The organism is Microcoleus sp. Pol12B4 (assembly GCF_036701385.1).
GTDB lineage: Bacteria > Cyanobacteriota > Cyanobacteriia > Cyanobacteriales > Microcoleaceae > Microcoleus.
Window position 1 is genome coordinate 1 of record NZ_JAUBQR010000072.1, and the last position, 19418, is coordinate 19418.

Genomic DNA, 19418 nt, shown 5'->3' on the forward strand with positions numbered 1-19418 from the left:
GCTTTAAGTCGGGGAGTTTTTCCATTCCTTTATCTAATGTCTATCTCCTCTTCTTGTCAAGGGGGTTGAGCAATTACTAAAATTTATCATCAATTTTATATGCTTGTCGTTCAACTTTATAGCCAGCAGCTTGAAATGATGTTTCGAGAAAGTCAGCAGCTTCTCCAAGTTTTTGATATTGTATAAAGTTGCGCTCTCCGATTTCACCAGAGAGCTTTTCCACATCGCGCTGTAAAGCATCTCTGAGCGATATTTCCTGTTCTGTTAAAGGGGGAATTGTCCCGTTGTAGCTTTTCCCTGGCATTGCAATCATACTCAACCATATCCCACTAATTAGAGTAATTAAGATCGTACTAAGGATAGCCAGTCTAGTTAACGTTCTGCGATTCCATAATTCGATTGTTCCCAAGTGCATTTGTTTTTTATCTTTTGCTATCCTTGAGTAGCAGGGTGCGTCAGTTAGCGTTATTTTTTCAATAATCCAACAGCTCCTGACTGACGCACCCTACAAGTTTACACATCTGGTAACTTATACTGCCCGACAATCCGCTTAGCATATTCCGGCACATGAGCCTCTAATTTCTCCGGGTAATTCCGCTTCACGTACAGATAATTGCGAGTGAAATGAGAATCAATCGAAAACCGAGCATATTCCAAACCTTTCGGCCCAATTCTCTCAATAAACACTCCCATTAACTTCGCCGCCCACATCGGCAAAGTCACCCCTTTTTCATAAGCCGGAATGCTTTGCTGAACCGCTTCTTTTCTGTTTCCCTGAGACATCACCGGCTGAGTATTTAACTGATCCGTTACCAAATCTAACATCTCTTGCCCGGTGTCATTTCGCACCACAATCCACTGCCAGCCAAAAGGTGCGCCCATGTAGCCCACAACTAAATCTGCTAAAGAATTCACATAATCAAAACAGCTCAAACAAGAAGGAGCAAAAACATCTTTCAATTCCTTAGTATTCAAGCCAAAAAACGGCACTTTTTCTTCCGAACCATCTTCGTGTTTGAAGTGAACGTTAAAGTCTTGCATAAACTCGTAAGAAACCACCGTTTCAGGAGAACGGCTAGTCGTGTCTAGGAATTTCTGCAACCCTGCACGGCTGACATTATCCACGCAGGGAGTTCCCAAAACGTAGAGCTTCTCTAAACCCAGTTTTTTCTCGACTGTTCGCAAAGCTTGAATTTGACAGCCGACGCCAATTACTAACAGCCGCTTCATCCCCGATTTTTCGATTTGTTCTAATACTGAAAGGTTGGGGGAGAGGGTGGGTTTGTTGACTTTTGCTGCGAGAATCTCTTCACGATTTCTAGCAATAATAGGCATCGGCTGAAAGCGATCTTCTTGAGTATTTTGGACGCAAACAACGCCTTCTACAATTCCTTTTTCGAGCATTTCAATGGCAATTGTGCTGACGATCCCCGTCCATTGAGCACCCTCGATCGGCTCTTTTTTCCGAGCCGCCATCATGTTTTGACTGACTCCGAAATACCAATCGTCGGGATTGTCGAGATTGCGCGATCGCCCGTGAATCTCTTCTTCTAATTCCGCGATGTGCTGTGTTAAGAAAGCACAAGATTCCTTGACATAATGGATGTAATATGTATCGCACAAACCGCACTCGCTGCAAAGTTCTTTAGCGGGGCGGCGGCTACCCGGTTTCAGGGCCTTGGATTTTTGGTGCTTAGTAGAATCTGTTGCGGTCATCTAAATTACTTATTTTATGCAGATATGGCTTTTGTTAGGATATCACAGCAATTTCCGTTGATTTACCTGCTTTATTCTTTCTTTCATTCCTCGCAGGCGGACCCAAGCTTGTGCGGGAGCAAATTCGGTTCGCCCGAAATTGGCGGTTTTCAAAGCTTAAAAAATATTAGTCCGGACTTACCTAGGTTGCGCTAAAAACCCGGTTTCTTGCTGAATACCTCACTGTTAAACCTAAAAGTTATGGTAACAACCGGGTTTCTTTGTGTAGTTTTGGTAAAAAAACTCGGTTTCAGAGCATCGCCGTGCGTCTAGGAGTATTTGTGTAAGTCCTATTAGTATCAATCCGGATCTAGCGGGCGATCGCACGAATACATTGCCAAATAAAGCTATAAAAAAATGGTAAAAATATTTGTGACAACAGCCGTCGCTGGCATCATGATGAATCTCGCAATTTCGAGCTTAGGATTTGCTGCTTTAGTTCGTCCTATTCCCGCTATGAATCAAACTGTTGTGACTCTAGAAAGAATGCTCAGCGCAACACAAAAGCCGGCGGCGCTGAACTATTCGCGCCTGGGGATTGGCGGCGTTCGGTTGGGGATGGCTGTAGAAGAGGCAAAACGTAAGTTGGGAAAACCGCAAGGCGACGAAACTAAACCTGCTGGGCCTGGCATCGGCGGGAAGATTCGCACGCTAACCTACTCAGGATTGACGGTAGCAGCATGGGACGGCAAAGTTTATTTAGTTTCTACTAACAATCCCAAGTTCGTGACAATTGATGGTGTGAAGCTAGGAGATAACAGCCAAAAAGTCGTTAAAACTTACGGTTACGGGTCGCAATCTGTGCAGGGTGGGGTGACTCGGTTGACTTACAGCAATGACCAAAAGGCTTCTAATTTGATTGTGGAAATTAAGGGCGATCGCGTGCAAAAAATTATTGTGAGCACGCAGCTAAACTGAAATATTAAACAACTGTGCAAAAGTCCAGGTTCACAAGTTTGTAGTAATGACTTTATGCCTTATTTATGAGGATTTTTAGCCTTTCTGTAAGTTGACTGGAGGGCTTTTTCCTGATGTGTGATCGCCCGATTCTTTTTAATCCTCTTCATCATCATCCGACAATATTGCCATTTCCTCAGCAATTAGTGTCTGAAAATCCTCTCCGCAGTGAACGTTGAGATGGATTGCAGCACTCAGGAAGTCTGCTAGAATTTCAGCTTTTTGTCGATCGCTCAAATCAGGTAACTGAAGCTGATGGATTAAAGTAATCACATTTTGACACTCAGTACCCAATTCATCAATTAACGTTCTCAGTGTATAATTAGTTACAGAAATTGTCCGATCGCTAAGTTGCATCTTTATTTACCCAATCGTTTTAAAGCTTGCTGAATTCCTTTCTCAAAAGCTCGAATTTCACTTTCCCAATGCCGGATTAAGCCTTCATCGGGAAAATCCTTCTCATATTCCAGTCTAATCTTTTCTTCATGTTCTGCAATCCGCTTTTTCAACGAACGAAGAGCTTTTTTGTGATTTTTATTCCCCATAGAGTCTCATACCCATACAAAAAAGTAGAGACGCGATCGATCGCATCTCTACAGTAATTCTAAATAAGGTGCACATTGTGCACCCTACCAATTAGCGGTTCTGGGGAACAGGAGCACTCGGTGCTCCAGAAAAAGTCGCCTCACCAGTCTTAGCCCGCTTTTTGATCAAGATAGGCTTGACGCTGTTTTCTCCACCAATCGGGGGATCTTCTTGTTGAGCGTAATCAGCGCCCATCCAAGCAGGACGGCTTTGATCGAAAGCCATTTGCAAAGCAGCAGCGGCGATCGCGTGGGAGTCGTACTCCTCGGATAACTGAGACACCAGAGGCAAGAAAGATGCCATCCGTTCGCCAGCCAAAGCTTCGCGAACTTTACCCTGCATCTTTTCCAACTGACGTGCTTCAATTTGCGCCCGTGTCGGAATGTTTCGCACCGTCAAGCTCGATCGCACGTGGCGTTCAATCAAGCGCAGTTTGCGGCGATCGACCGGTTGAATCAGCGTAATCGCCGTTCCTTCGCGACCAGCCCGGCCCGTGCGTCCGATCCGGTGAACGTAACTTTCCACACTGTCGGGCAAATCGTAGTTAATCACGTGAGTCAAGTGATCCACGTCCAAACCCCGCGCCGCAATATCAGTCGCCACTACCCAGCGCACCTGACATTGGCGGAACCGATGCAACAAACGTTCCCGTTGTGCCTGATTCAAATTACCGTGATACTCATCAACGCTGTGACCTGCTGCTTGCAGTTGGCTGGTGAGTTCTGCCGCAGACTGCCGAGTCCGCACAAAAATCAGTGCAGATTCCGGGTCTTCCATTTCTAGGATTGGCTGTAGAGCTCTTGCCTTCGACCAGCCACGGGGAATCATGTACACGCCTTGGCTGATGCGCTTCGGCGTTGCTTTTGGCTGTTCTACGGTGACGTTGACTGGGTTACGCAAATGCCGCGCCACCAATTTCCGAATGGAAGCTTCCATCGTCGCCGAGAAAAATGCCGTTTGACGTTCTTTTGGTGCAGCATCCAAGATTTTTTCCACATCTTGGATAAAGCCCATGCTCAGCATTTCGTCAGCTTCATCCAAAACCAGCCACTTTACCTTGTCTAGTTTCAGGCTGCCGCGGCTGAGCATATCCAATATGCGTCCGGGTGTACCGACAACGACGTGAACGCCGCGCTTCAAACGCTGCATTTGGCGATCAATCGATTGACCGCCGTACACTGTCAGAACTTGCAGAGAGCGACCCACTTTTACCGGGCCGTCGCTGCTGATGCCGCTCAAATCACGGATGGCTTCAGTTACTTGCATCGCCAATTCGCGAGTCGGCGTCAGCACCAGTGCTTGCACCGCAGTCACATCTAAATCAATCCGCTCCAAGATGGGCAACGAGAATGCTGCCGTTTTGCCTGTCCCTGTTTGGGCTTGACCTACAACGTCGCGACCTGCTAACAGGTGCGGAATTGCTTGTACTTGGATGGGAGTAGGTTCTGTAAAGCCTAGTGTTTCCAGATGGAGAACGAGTTCTTCCGAAAGACCTAAGCCTTCAAACAATAAATTCATTAATGCTCCTAATAACGAGTCTTAGCCTTCTAAGTTGCCCAACTCGGATGCGGATTTCTGCTCTAGGGCAGGAACTCATAAGAGTTCTTTATGGTGCTGCGCCTGCGCGCACCTTCTTAAATAGCAATCGAGTATAGGGCAGCTCCGTCGATGGTGACTAAATTTACCAATTCGACAGCCGTCTTTGATTTTGTGACATCACCGATACCAACCGCCAGCGGTCGGGTTATAGGCTTCCAACATTCTTAAAACAGGACATTGGACTTCCTTTGAGGTACTTGCAAGCTTTCCCTCTTAGGCATTTTATAGTGAGGATCATGACCAGCCCCACTTCACTACATAGTAGTAACAGGTTGTTTGGTTCAGGCGCTATCCCGCAATCCGTCGCCTGCGGGATTGAGCAGGGGATGGGGCGACCGTTACCGCCTATCCATCTCAACACTCTTTCGGGATACCGTTGTGGTGTAGGGCGGACGGCGAAGCAATCTCAAATTATCCCCGCTTATTTCTGGCTTGTTATCATCATAACTCTTTACATTCAGAAACAAAACATTAAATTCGTTAAAATTTTCCGATGTTCTGTAGAGATTACCGCACCCCGACGGGGAGCGTCGATTGCCAGATAGGGGTTAAAAAAGTTTAGAACCCCTTTGCTACATATCTTTGCACAATTGTGTACTAACCGTTACTTTTGTTGCACAATCCGCTAATCATTTTTGGCTGGTGTCCGGTTTTTGTTCGCCGCACCGTCTCAGGCGACAGTTCCAGCAACACTTACACTTGACCGTAGAGGTCGTAGACATCTGCACCAGTAATTTTCACAGATACGATTGAACCCAGCCGCGCTTCTCCTGTGACATAGACGAGTCCATCTACTTCTGGGGAAAACCGAGCGGATCTACCAATCAACTCGCCTGTCTCTGGTTGTTCTTGTTCTATCAGGACATCAACTACCTGACCGACAGACTCTTGATTCTTCTTCAATGATATAGGTTGTTGTGCCGCCATTACCGAATTGCGCCGCATTTCCATTATTTCTGCAGGTATTTGCTGGGGCAAGCTGAAGGCTGGGGTTCCTTCTTCTGGCGAAAATACAAAAACTCCTACGTGATCGAATTCGTGGCGCTTGACAAATTCCAGCAAGTGTGCTGCGTGTTCGTCGGTTTCGCCGGGGAAGCCGACAATAAAAGTTGTCCGCATCACGGCGCCGGGAAGTGCTGCTTTGAGCCGATCGACTATAGCATCATTAATCCCAGCTTGAAAAGGCCGATTCATCGCCCGCAGAATTTCCGGGTGCGAGTGTTGCAGGGGTAAATCCAAATAAGGCAAAACGTTGGGCGTTTCGCGGATTGCTGCGACAACTTGCGGAGTCAAACCTGTAGGATAGGCGTAGTGCATCCGAATCCAAGGTACATCTACTTCACCCAAAGCGCGCAGTAGTTCGGCTAGTTTCGGTTCGCCATAAATATCTTTGCCGTAGTTGGTGGTAATTTGAGAAATTAAAATAATTTCTTTTACCCCTTCCGATGCCAATTGCTTAGCTTCCGCGACGATAGACTCGATCGTCCGCGACCTTTGATTTCCGCGCAAGTGGGGGATAATGCAAAATGCACAGCGATAGTCGCAGCCTTCTGCTATTCGCAGATAAGCGACACCTTCCGATGTCGTGCGGTAGCGGGGAGTAGTTTCGTCAGCGATGTAAGTAGGTTCTGAAGAGACGAGGGAAACTCGCTCGCCCTTTTCCACCTGCTGCATAACATTGACTATTTTGTGATAGTCGCCAGTGCCGACAATTGCGACTGCTTCTGGCAATTCGTCGAGCAATTCCTGCTGAAAATGCTGTGCCATGCAGCCAGTGATGACTACTTTTTTATTAGCTTCTGCCAATTCTACCAAGGTGCGGACCGACTCTTCTCGCGCAGCTTGGATAAAACTACAAGTATTGACTACAACATAATCGGCTAATTCTTCATTAGAATCGACTTGATAGCCCGCTTGAGCCAGCAAGCCAATCATGTGTTCGGTATCGATGCGATTTTTTTCGCAGCCGAGGTGAGTAAATGCGATCGTTGGCTTCGTTGCCATGCAGTAATAGTTAGTGTTGCGCTATTTCTAAGAACGTTTTATGATATCACACTCATTGCCAATTGGCAAGATATTTTGTCTAATTTGTCGATCTGCCCAGAGTGGAACTTTTACCTTGGGGGCGGCCATAATCACCACCCCACAAGAGTATTAAGATTTTTCCCCATGCAAATCTTGATGTTTTTTGAGCTTAAAAATAGTGCTAGCCGAACTTACGAGGGGATTTGATCCGACGATACATCCGGGGCGAGCGACAGATTTCCTTCGCCCGAAAGCACTTTACCAGCAGACCCAGTAGCTAATTGACCGTAAGAGTGTGTTCCCAAACCCTTAACTTGGCGCATCAAAGTGCCCATTTCCAAAGCACTCATCGCATAATTCCAGCCCAAATTGCTTTTAATTCCAGCCCTTTCCAAAGCTTGCTGCATCGTATCAGTCGTCACCACCCCAAAAATCACCGGCACCCCTGTTTGAAAAGCAGCCGCAGCAATTCCCTTAGCAACCTCACCAGCCACAAAATCGAAATGAGGAGTTTGGCCCCGAATTACCGCACCCAGACAAATTACCGCATCGTAGCGGTGAGAAAGAGCAGCTTGGCGCGCCACCAAAGGAATCTCAAAACTTCCGGGAACCCAAAAAAAGTCCACCTGAGAGCCATGAGGGTTAATATCAACCCCGTGGCGTTTCAAACAATCTTGACATCCCTCCAAAAGTTTGTTAACAACCAAATCGTTAAAACGACCGATAACAATAGCAAATCGCAAAGATTCAGTGTGAGTAAAAGTTCCCTCGAAAACAGTCATAGTGCTCTAGTTTAGATTTTAGGTTTTAGATTTTAGATTTCTGTTTGTGAGAAGGCAAAAGTCAGAAAGCAGCGGCATCTCATCTGAATCTCAAGTGCAAAAACATACAGATTGCGCGGTCTGGAAAATTCCTAGCTTCTGCCGAATGCCTTTCAATCGCTGGTGAATGCCTTCATCCTTCTATCTTTTACCTTCTTTATTCGATAGAGTTGGGTGAAATTAGACGACTAAAAAGTTCAATACACCCACTGCAATAACCAGCAAAAACCACAGACCAGACCCGGCATAAATCAGGGATTTAGACTGATTCCAGTTTTGGGGAGAGGCATAAGCAACTGGCACGCCAACGACCATCACAAAAGACAGCAGTACCAGACCTAGTAAAACCACTTGAAACAGAATTGATAACATCTTTTCTCCTTTCGATATAACCGTGCGTTGATCAGAAATAGTTTTCCAGAACCGAAAAAAATCTTCCAAATTCTAGTTTTTGACAGTTTCCCGATAATTGATCGAGAAATTGTCGGTTGATTGATACGAAAGAACCAGTGCAAATTCGGGCGTTGCGCGAACAAGCGTCAGCGGCTCTTGAGATTTCGATCAATTTTATCATTGTTCGCTACACGACAGAAAACTGGAAAGGTTAACTTAAAGCCCGATCGACACATCCGGTTTCCGAGGGCGAGAAATTGCTACTGTTTGAGTTAGAGATGCGGGATTTTCGGCTATGGACTTAGTTTTGTGCCACACAACAGCAGATTTTGACGCCTTGGGGGCGGCGGTGGGACTTTGCGTGCTGCGCCCCGGTAGCAGGATCGTATTGACGGGCGGGTGTCATCCGACAGTGCGGGATTTTTTGGCGCTACACCGCGACGAGTACCCACTGATTGAACGCCGATCGGTCAATCCGCAACAAATTCGATCGATTTCTATAGTTGATGCCTCAGGGCGCGATCGTTTGGGAAAAGCCGCCGAGTGGCTGGATTTGCCACACCTGAGCGAAATAGCGGTTTTCGACCATCACCTACAGGCCGATTTAGACATCCCCGCTACTTTTACCCAAATCGAAGCAGTCGGAGCCAGCACGACATTAATTGTCGAAAAGCTCAAAAATCAAGCAGAAAACAGCGACACACCATTCAGCCTGCTGCCTTCGGAAGCAACAGTAATGGCCCTCGGCATCCACGTCGATACAGGTTCCCTCACCTTTGAGGGCGCAACTGCGCGAGATGCAATAGCTTTGGCATGGTTGATGGAACAGGGAGCGAGTTTGGGGGTAATCGCTGAATATGTAGAACCCGGTTTGTCTCCTCAATTGCAAGATTTGCTGAGAGAAGCGCTGAATAATTTCCGATCGGAAACTTTGCACGGTTACAGCGTAGCCTGGGTGCTGCTGTCGACTGAAGCTTACGTTCCCGGACTTTCTTCGCTGGCTTCTCGCTTGCTCGATTTAACTGAAACCGATGCTCTGCTGTTAGGCAATGTTTATAAATTTGGCGAAAACGAAAACAACCGCAACATCGATCGCGAATCGCCAGTTTCCAATCGATTAACTATTATCGGTCGATCGCGCATCGAAGGCACAAACCTCAGCGAATTGTTCAAACCCTTCGGCGGCGGAGGCCACGCCCGCGCCGCTTCCCTCGCCACCCGCGATGTTGACCCCCTGCTGACTTTAAATCAGTTAGCTGACGAACTCAAAGCTCAAATTCCCCACCCTCCCACAGCCCACGAATTAATGTCGTCTCCAGTGCGGAGTATTCGCCCGGAAACCTCGGTGGGGGAAGCTCACCGTATCCTCCTACGTTACGGACATTCGGGGCTTTCTGTGGTCGATGCGGACGATCGACTCGCCGGCATTATCTCGCGCCGCGACATTGACATTGCGCTGCACCACGGTTTCAGTCACGCCCCCGTCAAGGGTTATATGAGTCCGCAGTTAAAAACGATCGCCCCAGATACCTTGCTGCCGGAAATTGAATCTTTAATGGTGACATACGATATCGGGCGCTTGCCAGTATTGGAAAACGGTCAACTGGTGGGAATTGTGACTCGCACTGACGTGTTGCGGGAATTGCACCAGCAAAAAGCGCGAGACAGGGGAAGTAATGCAGAATTGTCTTATTGTGCCGTGCCCGAATCGGTTGAGCAGTTGTTGCGATCGCGCATCAGTCCCGAATTATGGCAATTATTGTCGATCGCCGCCAATATTGCCCAAAACCGCCGCTGGCAACTTTATATTGTGGGTGGAGCAGTCCGGGATTTACTCTTAGCCACGGATGATACACTGGCGCTAACAGATATCGATTTGGTTGTGGATGGAAAGTGCGGTTCAGATGATTCCGGTGCTGGTGTCGAGTTAGCTTCCTCGCTGCAAAAACTTTATCCCGAATCGCGTTTGGACGTTCACGGTCAATTTCAAACCGCCGCGCTTTTGTGGCACAAAGACTCTGCTTTCGGCTCGCTCTGGGTGGATATCGCTACGGCTCGCACTGAATTTTACCCTTATCCGGCTGCTAATCCTGAAGTTGAAGCGAGTTCAATTCGCCAAGATTTGTACCGCAGGGATTTTACAATTAATGCGCTGGCTGTGCGGTTGGGTGTTCCTCGCAGTGGCGAATTGTTAGACTTTTTTTGCGGTTTGCTGGACTTGGAATCGAAGCAAATTCGAGTTTTGCACGCCAACAGTTTTATCGAAGATCCGACGCGAATTTATCGCGCTGTGCGGTTTGCGGTGCGCTTGGGGTTTGAAATTGAGCCGCAGACGGAAGGATACATCCGCAACGCTTTGGCCAGCGGGATTTATTACCGAATTCAGGGGGAAAACGGCCGAGCCCCGGCTTTGGAAACTCGGCTGAAAAGCGAATTGAAATACATTTTGCAAGCTCCTTACTGGAAAGTTGCTTTGCAAATGCTGGGAGATTTGCAGGCTTTGCGCTGCATTCATCCTACTTTGGAGTTGGATCGGGAGTTGTGGCGGCAACTGCGTTTGCTCGATCGGTGTTTGCAAGGAAGGAAGAAGGAAGGTTCGGCAACTGATTCTGTAACGGATGTAACGGATGTCAGTCGGAAGAAGGCAGAAGGCAGAAGGCAGAAGGCAGAAGGCAGAAGGCAGAAGGCAGAAGACAGAGACAATTCCCAATTCCCAATTCCCAATTCCCAATTCCCAATTCCCAATTCCCAATTCCCAATTATCAATATTCCCGATTGGCAGATGCGGCTGGAAGTTTTGATAGCTTATTTAGCACCGGAATATCGCGGCAAGGTGGCTGCAAATCTTCAGTTACCCGCTGACAGCATTAAGCGGCTGGAAGTGTTGGAAGCCGGAAAGAACCAGTTAGCAGAGAATTTGCCGAAGTGCGAGTTGCCGAGTCAATTGGTGTTGCTGTTGAGGAATTATGAATTGCCGGTGTTAATTGCGATCGCCCTAAAAAGTCCGCGAAGTGCACGCCGCCAAATCTGGGAATATCTCACCAAATGGGCGAATGTTGAGCCGCCTTTAAATGGCAACGATTTGAAGGCTTTGGGTTATAAGCCGGGGCCTGGGTTTAAACGAATGTTGGACGATTTGTTGGCGGCGAAGTTGGATGGCGATTTGGGCGATCGGGCTGCTGCTATCTCTTTCTTAGCACAACGTTATCCTCAAACTTAGTAAGGTGCGTCACCAGCGCGTTATTTTTGATATAATTGCTCGGCTAATTGCTGACGCACTCTACTAAAATTTAAGTTTTCAATCCTAAACAGCCTAACCAGGCGATCGCACATTATTGATATTTCGAGAATTAAGGTGAAGAAACATCACGCTCCTGCTTTAATCGCAATTGTCTTTTACAAAACATTTGTGGCTTCGCTCTTGACAGTAACTTCGATTGCTTTGCTTTTTGCATTAAAAAATCATCAAGTCTTACAAGAATTTTCGCAATCTTATTTGTTAGAAAGCAAACTAAAAATCATTGAATTCATCTTAGATAAACTTCTAATTCTCAACCCAAAAAACTTACTGCTGAGCGGGATTGCAGCAGCACTTTATGCAGTCTTAACTGCTGTTGAAGCCGTTGGTTTGTGGTACGAAAAAGACTGGGCAACAATCTTAGTTTTAGTGCTGGTAAGCATCAGTATACCCCCTGAAATATATGTATTAGTTCAGGGGGTCACGGTACTTAAGGTAGCGGTATTTATCACAAATGTAGCCATCTTATGGTATTTGCTCCACCACTGGCCGAAGCATGGTAAAGGAGCTTAAAATTTTGATTATTCAGAGGAAACTCACTGGATTTTATAAATGTCAGCATTTTCCATTTTAATTTCATAAAGCGGCTGCTCAGTCAAATAAAAACCTCAATCTTTACAAAAATTTTGTGATTGTAAAGATTCGATAAAGCTACGAGGGGTTATACCCCCTATGAGTTATACTGACATATATATAGATGCACCCTGATGGCTTTCCCGTTCCACAAGAGCGGGATTTTTATTGGAAAAATATTGTATTAAGTTTTAAGACTCCTGGTGGAGATAGAATTGGTGGAATATTCCAATAAAACGATCGCCAGAGGCAAAAATAGCACACCTACAGCAAAAACGATGGTTCGGAGTGATCGAACCTCCGCCCTAACTCTGCGAAATAACCCAAAGACGTTAGCATATTGTGGGAAACGGCATCAATGGAAGATCCATTTAGCGTTCACAACAGCGCTGCAACAGGGCGAAGACACCATAATTAATAGTTGATTGTGCTCTAATTTTTGAATTTTTATGGATTAAGAAGATTTCACTCATGATCTTAGGTCAATTTTCTGGAATCCCCAACGGGATGATGCTTAGTTACACAAACTTTTAAGTTTTTTTACTGAATCTTGTCTCCGATAATCAACCCTCTTTGTCACTTAAGCAGTGTATTTGCCAGTTGGGGGTAACGAAGGTGAGTTAGAAAACAATTAAAAACCCGGTTTCTTCTTAAAGAAATCGGGTTGTGAAAATCGATGGTGAAGCGCGCTTTGCTGTCTAAACTATTCGGAAAATAAAAGGGTAGCGGTAAGGTTGGTTAGGATTTTGCAAAACTTGGAGGATAGCCATTATTGTCAGTCCCCAGTGCAGCAGATAACCTAGGGGCACTAGGATAAAGCCAGCAAGACCGAAAGTGACGACAGTTAACACCACAATCACGGTGCTGTACACCCATACATTAAGGTGAAAATTGATTGCTTCTGTGGCATTTTCTTTAACAACGGGGTCATCTGATACTAACAATACAGCGATCGGCGCTCCGATCGAGAACAGTAACGTACTGAAAAAAATCGCCCCGTGGCACACCAGTGATAGCAGCTTCCGCTTGTCCGAGTCGTACATATTATTTTTGTTCCTTGACTTTATTGATAATTTTACCTTTAATAGCAACTGTAGCACAGGCTATAATGGCGATCGGGTGATGATTCCCCTACCTAATTTGTGATGACAACTGAACTCGAAACTGAACTGCTAACTGCTGTTGAGCGCCGGCGCAACTTTGCTATTATTTCTCACCCCGACGCGGGTAAAACTACTCTGACAGAAAAACTGCTGCTGTACGGAGGTGCAATTCACGAAGCAGGTTCTGTGAAAGCGCGGCGGGCTCAGCGACACGCTACGTCTGACTGGATGGCGATGGAACAGCAGCGGGGAATTTCTATTACTTCTACTGTTTTGCAGTTTGAGTATAAAAAATATCACATTAATCTGCTCGATACTCCGGGACACCAAGATTTTAGCGAAGATACTTATCGAACTCTGGCTGCGGCTGACAATGCGGTGATGCTTGAGGATGCTGCTAAGGGTTTGGAACCGCAAACTCGGAAGTTATTTGAAGTTTGTAAGCTGCGAAGTTTGCCTATTTTTACTTTCTTTAATAAGCTCGATCGCCCTAGCAGAGAACCTTTGGATTTGTTGGACGAAATTGAGAAGGAATTGGGGTTGCAGACTTATCCGGTAAATTGGCCCATAGGTACGGGCGATCGCTTTAAAGGTGTTTTCGATCGCAGGGCGCGCAAAATTCACTTATTCGAGCGGGCTAAACACGGTTCTCGTGCTGCTGTTGATACCGTCATTGAATTGGGCGATCCGCGCATTGAAGATTTGTTGGAACAAGACCTTTACTATCAGCTAAAAGAAGAGTTGGAACTGCTGGATGAGTTGGGAACTGAACTCGATTTAGATTTAGTTCGGGCTGGAAAAATGACACCAGTTTTCTTTGGCAGCGCTATGAGCAATTTTGGGGTCGAATTGTTTTTAGATGCGTTTTTAGATTACGCTATGAAGCCGATCGCCCGCAAGAGCAGCGCCGGAGACTTGCCCCCAACTTATGAAGACTTTACCGGGTTTGTGTTTAAATTGCAAGCGAATATGGACCCGAGACACCGCGATCGCGTGGCGTTTATTCGGGTTTGTACGGGCAAGTTTGAAAAGGACATGAACGTGACTCACGCTCGCAGTGGTAAAACGGTGCGTTTGTCAAGGCCTCAAAAGTTATTTGCTCAGGATCGCGAGTCGATCGAGGTTGCGTATCCGGGTGATGTGATCGGTTTGAACAATCCGGGGGTATTTGCGATCGGGGATACTATTTACACCGGGCAAAAACTGGAATATGAAGGGATTCCCTGTTTTTCTCCCGAACTTTTTGCTTTTTTGAGAAATCCCAATCCTTCTAAGTTTAAGCAGTTCCGCAAAGGCGTTTCTGAGTTGCAGGAAGAAGGCGCAGTGCAAATTATGTACTCGGTTGATGAGTCGAAACGCGAGCCAATTTTGGCGGCTGTCGGACAGTTGCAATTTGAAGTTGTGCAGTTCAGAATGCAGTCGGAATATAATGTGGAAACGACGATCGATATGTTGCCTTACAGTGTAGCTCGTTGGGTTGACGGCGGTTGGGAGGCGCTGGAAAAAGTTGGGCGGCTGTTTAATACGGTGACGGTGAAAGATACTTGGGGTAGGCCGGTTTTGCTGTTTAGAAATGAGTGGAATTGCCGACAGGTGGAAGGGGAGCATCCTGTGTTGAAGTTAAATGCGATCGCCCCTGTGGTTTCTGGTTTGGCTGTTAGCGAGGAGTGAGATTACCGCAGGCAAAGGACACAACAGTGTTGTGTCCATACAAATGATATTTATTCGGCTTAAATACGCCGGATATAAGAAGTTACAATCACGGATCTAACAGTTTTTCTAAGATGGTGTAAATGTCTTTTTTGTCACCATCTTTACGTCTCCCTAGTCCCACAACAACAACTAGAACTCGATCTTGTTCGACTTGATAAACTATACGATAGCGCTGTCCAACAGCTCGGATGCTGCGAAATCCTGATAGGTTATCTACAAGGGCTTTGCCTTGCTTTTGTGGTTCAAATTTTAGTTGATTGATCAATGCGATCGCGCAATTTTTCCTGTTCTCGTCGATCTTTGACTGCCTCCAACATTTCCAGTGCCAGTGGCGTAAGCTGGATCTCATATTCGATCGCATTTTCTTCGTGATTCATAGCCCCAATTTTGCTTTGGCATTTTCCCAGGAAATAGTTTCCCCTTGGCGGGCTTGGGTTATGCTTTGGCGCAATTTGGTAACGAATTCTGTATCGGTGAGAATATCTAAGGTTTCTAACAGTTCAGTCAAATGCGTGTAGCTCATTGCAGCCATAACGGGAACGCCATCTTGAGTGATGATGATAGGCTCATTTATAAGTTCTTGGGGTAGGTTTGGAAGCTGCTGCTGTGCTTGGGCAATGGTGAGTTGTTTGGACATGGTTGTACTAAAGCAACATTACTTTTAATTTAGCATTTCGGCCCAACTAACTGGTTTCCAGCCGCTGACGCTGGTAACGAGTAAATCCAAAATCTAAGATCCCAAATCTAAAATCTAAAATCGGTTGACGGCGGCCCCCCTCTGCGGCTACGCTTTGAAGTGAGAGGTTGCTTGCTTGTAGAGGAGGCAGCCCGCGTCGCCCAAAAATCTAGTTGCACTGCCCAAAGCTGCTGGTAACAGCAATGGACAGCATAACCGCCAAACTGGGACTAGCAGTCTGGAGGCTAACGGAGTATCTTAACATCCTCTGTAGCCGCCCTGCTATGTGTTGAAATGCGGGGCGGCTGGGTTTTTGGGTTTTTCTAGAAAACCCAAAACCAGGAGAACATATTATGTCACAGGAATTCGTGCCTGACGACAACAAATTCGATCGCCCAAATGACGACTCAGCAGCAGTATGCGAACAGGAAGTGGTGCTGTTAACGGTTGTCGGTTCACCCAAAGGTGTCAGGGAAACCATACTCACTTTGTACCGACTGGGATTTGCAGAAGTGGGCGATTGGAGTCCCGTACAGCGTGCCGCTAATCCGAAGCAGGTGATGAGCGTGCTGATCCGTCGTTCGCGGGCTGATGGTACATCGCCGAGACAATCTGGGCGGTAAGCTGCAAGGTTAAATAGCTAAATTTGAGGGCGGGCTTTTAACGCTCTGTCCCTGAGTCCGGCAGTCCGGCAGGGGTTTCAACCCCTGCCTCAAAGCTAAAGTCCTCTGAAGAGGACTGAAGAATTCATTAGTCCTCTTTAGAGGACTTTTGCTATTAGCCAGGCAATTCATTCCCTGGCGGGCTTTCGGTTTAAGGCAGGGAATGAATGCCGCGTCTTTACTCCTTGCGATCGAGGTAAATGCTGAGACTATCCTCACCCAAATTATCGAGAAGTTGTTGCAGCGCGTCGCGGCTATTGCGAACCCGATCGTTGTTAGGAGCAATGGCTAAAGATCGATTAAACATTTCCAGAGCCTCTTGCCCATTCTTGAGTGCTTCCTGTTGCTCAGATAATTTTGCTTGTAAATCACCCAGTATTCTCAGTGCAATACCTTTGTTGTTGAGGACAATGACGTCATCCGGTGCAATAAGTAAAGCTCTATTGTAAGCAGCGATCGCATCTGAGTAAGACTGTTTTGCCACCTCAAATTCACTTAGCTGTGCTTGCAATTCACCCAGACTTAACAGCGCATTCCCTTTCTTGTTGAGAGCACAGATATAATCCGGTGCAATAAGTAAAGCAGAATTACAGGCAGCGCTGGCCTCAAAGTAAGACTGTTTTGCCGTCTCAAATTCACTTAGCTGTGCTTGCAATTCACCCAGACTTCGCAGCGCATTCCCTTTGTTGTTGAGAGCATTGATATAATCGGGTGCAATAAGTAAAGCAGAATTATAGGCTGCGATCGCTTCTAAGTAAGACTGTTTTGCCGCCTCAAATTCACTTAGCTTTGCTTGTAATTCACCCAGCCGTAGTAGCGCAATCCCTTTGCTGTTGAGAGCATTGGTATAATCCGGTGCAATAAGTAAAGCAGAATTACAGGCAGCGCTCGCCTCAAAGTAAGACTGTTTTGCCGCCTCAAATTCACTCAGAATTGCCTGCAAATTACCCAGACGTAGTAGTGCAATCCCTTTGTTGTTGAGAGCACAAAGATAATCCGGTGCAATAAGTAAAGCAGAATTACAGGCAGCGATCGCCTCAAAATAAGACTGTTTTGCCGTCTCAAATTCACTTAGCTGTGCTTGCAATTCACCCAGACTTTGCAGCGCATTCCCTTTGTTGGTGAGAGCAGCGATATCATCCGGTGCAATAAGTAAAGCAGAATTATAGGCTGCAACTGCCTCTAAATGTTCCTGTCTTGCCTCTACATATCGAGCCAACCGAGCATAGTAATCTCCCTCTGAGCGCGAAACTCTACCAAGCCAATAATCACTTTTAATCCACAACTCATCTCTAACTCCTAGCAGCGACTCGCATTCCCCGTAACGACTCAGCCGCAATGCTTCATCAAACACCTCTTCCCATTCCTTCACACCCCGCTCCCAATCCAAGCGATTAGCATGATAAATTGCCTCAGCCACATCCCCCGCTTCCCGATAATGCCCCTCTAAAACCTCATGCGCCCTGCGAGTTTTCGGATGATCCCGATCGGCATCCAAGCGCCGCAATAAATCGTGAATCCGATACCAATTATCCCCCCGCTTTTCCGATTTCCACACAAAGGAAAAACTCGTCAAAACCTCAAAATTTGCACTACTTGCCTGGAAGTGACAACCCACTCCCAATTTCACATACAAATCCTCATCAAAAGCGCGGCAAGCACTCAGCGAATGCACAGCCAATCGCACTTCCCGATCCACATACAAAAGCAGCCGATCCGTTAACTCCGCCGTCTTATTTTCCAACTTCGGAATCAGCGAAAAATCCGACGCCAGCAACTCAATTCCCCGCCTTCTTTCTGCCAGCACCACATCCGCGCACAAACCTAAATAAAACGGATGTACCTGCAAATTATCCCAATTATCAGAGGGATTGACGCTGGCATATTTAATTACAGCATCTGCCAAATCTGCCTTGTCAATCTTCACTTTGTGCAAGTAATCCCTCGCATCATCCGGCGACAAATGCCACACCAATTGTGCATCTATATAATCTGCGGGAATCGGAAACCTTGACGCATTCGGCCACCGCAATTGCGTCACCGGACAATCTCGCCCCGCCACAGCAACCACAATCCCCAATTTGTAATCCACTGCCCTCAACAACCGCCTAAACCACTCATCTTGATACCAAAAAGTTGCGCCTTGAGAATTGCGTTTTTCATCCCACATTTTCTCGTGAGTATCGAACAGCATCACGAGGCGAGCGGGTTTATTTCTACCAGCCATTGCCGCATTTAAATCCCCAGCAAACAATTTCGGCAAACAGTCGGTTAACTCAGTATCAATATCTTGACGGCGAATTTGATCCGCCTTTTCATCGCTGACACCCAATCGATTTTGAATTAATTTCATCGCCCGCTTAATTCCGCCGAATTTATCTATCCCTTTGAGTACCGCCACCGCTTGCGCCACCACTGGAAAATCTGCAAAAGTTTCAACTATAGGTGCCACCAATTCCGCCACATCATCAGGGAAAAGTTGGTTGAGAGTTGCCTGTGATTCGCCTTTGTTCAGCAAATACCAAAAGCAAGCAAAATCATAATTGGGAAATTTAAATTTATATTTTTTAGTGGCTGCTGCAACATTTCGCCGCAGCATCAGTAAGCCGTAAAATCTATCTTGCGGTTTATCTTCTTTAATGGGTATCAATCCGAAATCGTGTCTGACTGCGGGTATGGGAGTGTAGGTTTTGGCTTCTGCATTGCGGACGAAATCAGCAACTTCGGCCGCTTTTGATTCTGGGAGTGCGCGCAATTGTTGCCAAACCTGCGGCGAAAATCTTTTGCAGCAGTTATACTGCAAGTGTTTTAGTAGCAATGACTTGCCGTTGCCTCCATCGCCGAAAAAATACAAAATTTGTTCCGGAGGCGGGTCTTCGTTTAAATAAAAGGCAAATCGGCGGGTAAATTCGTGTCTGTCTGTGAATAGTTGGAGCTTGCGATCGTCGCTAATAGATTCGCTTTCAAAATCTTCGTCGTCAATTGGCATAAATGTGCAGGTGAGGTGTTAATTTAATTATAAGCAAAAATTAGATAGCCTCGGTGATTGAAATCTCGTCTCGACAAACTTTCGTTTCTCTCTAAGAGACTAAGAGATAGAGGAAGTATTTAATCCGGATTTAGCAGAATTCTTCAGTCCTCATAGCGAAGACTTTAGCTTTGAGGGAGGGGTTTAAACTCCTGCCCGATCGCAACGATCGCCCGCTTGGAGTGGCCGAAAGTTTTACTATTAAGCGGTTTCAACCGCCGCAGAAACGG

General features: G+C 46.4%; 18 protein-coding genes. 5 read left to right on the forward strand and 13 right to left on the reverse strand.

Features of this window, described 5'->3' with window-relative positions:
* Positions 1-76: 76 nt before the first annotated feature.
* Both QUA38_RS12335 and QUA38_RS12340 read right to left on the reverse strand, forming a co-directional pair.
* Positions 77-313, reverse strand: coding sequence for a hypothetical protein (locus QUA38_RS12335; protein WP_333162121.1), 237 nt, complete (start codon positions 311-313; stop codon positions 77-79).
* A gap of 200 nt (positions 314-513) precedes the next feature.
* Positions 514-1716, reverse strand: a complete 1203-nt coding sequence (locus QUA38_RS12340) for a Coenzyme F420 hydrogenase/dehydrogenase, beta subunit C-terminal domain (protein ID WP_333162123.1) — start codon at positions 1714-1716, stop codon at positions 514-516.
* 411 nt (positions 1717-2127) lie between these two features.
* Here QUA38_RS12340 and QUA38_RS12345 point away from each other — a divergent pair, with 411 nt between their 5' ends.
* Positions 2128-2673 carry a hypothetical protein gene (locus QUA38_RS12345; protein ID WP_333162124.1) on the forward strand — a complete coding sequence of 182 codons (546 nt, stop codon included), beginning with the start codon at positions 2128-2130 and terminating at the stop codon, positions 2671-2673.
* 135 nt (positions 2674-2808) lie between these two features.
* Here the strand turns inward: QUA38_RS12345 and QUA38_RS12350 are convergent, their stop codons facing one another.
* From QUA38_RS12350 to psbZ, 6 genes are all read right to left on the reverse strand, one after another.
* Complete coding sequence (locus QUA38_RS12350) at positions 2809-3069, reverse strand: hypothetical protein (RefSeq protein ID WP_333162126.1); 261 nt, start codon at positions 3067-3069, stop codon at positions 2809-2811.
* A 2-nt stretch (positions 3070-3071) separates the two neighbouring features.
* Complete coding sequence (locus QUA38_RS12355) at positions 3072-3257, reverse strand: hypothetical protein (RefSeq protein ID WP_333162128.1); 186 nt, start codon at positions 3255-3257, stop codon at positions 3072-3074.
* Positions 3258-3348: 91 nt separating this feature from the next.
* The gene (locus QUA38_RS12360) at positions 3349-4815 is read right to left on the reverse strand and encodes a DEAD/DEAH box helicase (RefSeq protein WP_333085686.1); all 1467 of its coding nucleotides are present in this window, start codon (positions 4813-4815) and stop codon (positions 3349-3351) included.
* A 774-nt stretch (positions 4816-5589) separates the two neighbouring features.
* Positions 5590-6900, reverse strand: coding sequence for a 30S ribosomal protein S12 methylthiotransferase RimO (gene rimO / locus QUA38_RS12365; RefSeq protein WP_333162130.1), 1311 nt, complete (start codon positions 6898-6900; stop codon positions 5590-5592).
* A gap of 212 nt (positions 6901-7112) precedes the next feature.
* Complete coding sequence (gene ribH, locus QUA38_RS12370; RefSeq protein ID WP_333162132.1) at positions 7113-7703, reverse strand: 6,7-dimethyl-8-ribityllumazine synthase; 591 nt, start codon at positions 7701-7703, stop codon at positions 7113-7115.
* A 219-nt stretch (positions 7704-7922) separates the two neighbouring features.
* Entirely contained in the window at positions 7923-8114 is a 192-nt protein-coding gene (gene psbZ / locus QUA38_RS12375; RefSeq protein WP_015177377.1) for a photosystem II reaction center protein PsbZ, read from the reverse strand.
* 316 nt (positions 8115-8430) lie between these two features.
* Between psbZ and QUA38_RS12380 the strand changes: the two genes are divergently transcribed.
* Both QUA38_RS12380 and QUA38_RS12385 read left to right on the forward strand, forming a co-directional pair.
* The gene (locus QUA38_RS12380; RefSeq protein WP_333162134.1) at positions 8431-11355 is read left to right on the forward strand and encodes a CBS domain-containing protein; all 2925 of its coding nucleotides are present in this window, start codon (positions 8431-8433) and stop codon (positions 11353-11355) included.
* Positions 11356-11490: 135 nt separating this feature from the next.
* Positions 11491-11946: a DUF2127 domain-containing protein gene (locus tag QUA38_RS12385; protein ID WP_333162136.1), complete on the forward strand. Its 456-nt coding sequence runs from the start codon at positions 11491-11493 to the stop codon at positions 11944-11946.
* A 758-nt stretch (positions 11947-12704) separates the two neighbouring features.
* Here the strand turns inward: QUA38_RS12385 and QUA38_RS12390 are convergent.
* Positions 12705-13049: a DUF4870 domain-containing protein gene (locus QUA38_RS12390; protein ID WP_333162138.1), complete on the reverse strand. Its 345-nt coding sequence runs from the start codon at positions 13047-13049 to the stop codon at positions 12705-12707.
* Positions 13050-13151: 102 nt separating this feature from the next.
* On the opposite strand from QUA38_RS12390, the gene prfC reads away from it, so the two are divergent.
* The gene (prfC, locus tag QUA38_RS12395) at positions 13152-14780 is read left to right on the forward strand and encodes a peptide chain release factor 3 (protein WP_190735310.1); all 1629 of its coding nucleotides are present in this window, start codon (positions 13152-13154) and stop codon (positions 14778-14780) included.
* 88 nt (positions 14781-14868) lie between these two features.
* Here prfC and QUA38_RS12400 read toward each other — a convergent pair whose 3' ends face one another.
* From QUA38_RS12400 to QUA38_RS12410, 3 genes are read right to left on the reverse strand one after another with little or no spacing between them, the layout of a single operon-like run.
* Positions 14869-15087 carry a type II toxin-antitoxin system RelE/ParE family toxin gene (locus QUA38_RS12400; RefSeq protein WP_333162140.1) on the reverse strand — a complete coding sequence of 73 codons (219 nt, stop codon included), beginning with the start codon at positions 15085-15087 and terminating at the stop codon, positions 14869-14871.
* Positions 15065-15199 (reverse strand): hypothetical protein, encoded by a 135-nt coding sequence (locus QUA38_RS12405; protein ID WP_333162142.1) that lies wholly within the window; start codon positions 15197-15199, stop codon positions 15065-15067. The genes QUA38_RS12400 and QUA38_RS12405 overlap by 23 nt, the downstream gene beginning before the upstream one ends.
* A complete protein-coding gene (locus tag QUA38_RS12410; protein WP_333162144.1) occupies positions 15196-15459 on the reverse strand; it encodes a prevent-host-death protein in 264 nt (87 codons plus the stop codon). The genes QUA38_RS12405 and QUA38_RS12410 overlap by 4 nt, the downstream gene beginning before the upstream one ends.
* 392 nt (positions 15460-15851) lie before the next feature.
* Here QUA38_RS12410 and QUA38_RS12415 point away from each other — a divergent pair, with 392 nt between their 5' ends.
* Positions 15852-16121 (forward strand): hypothetical protein, encoded by a 270-nt coding sequence (locus tag QUA38_RS12415; protein WP_333162146.1) that lies wholly within the window; start codon positions 15852-15854, stop codon positions 16119-16121.
* 217 nt (positions 16122-16338) lie between these two features.
* Here QUA38_RS12415 and QUA38_RS12420 read toward each other — a convergent pair whose 3' ends face one another.
* Positions 16339-19149, reverse strand: a complete 2811-nt coding sequence (locus tag QUA38_RS12420; RefSeq protein ID WP_333162148.1) for a hypothetical protein — start codon at positions 19147-19149, stop codon at positions 16339-16341.
* Positions 19150-19418 lie beyond the last annotated feature (269 nt).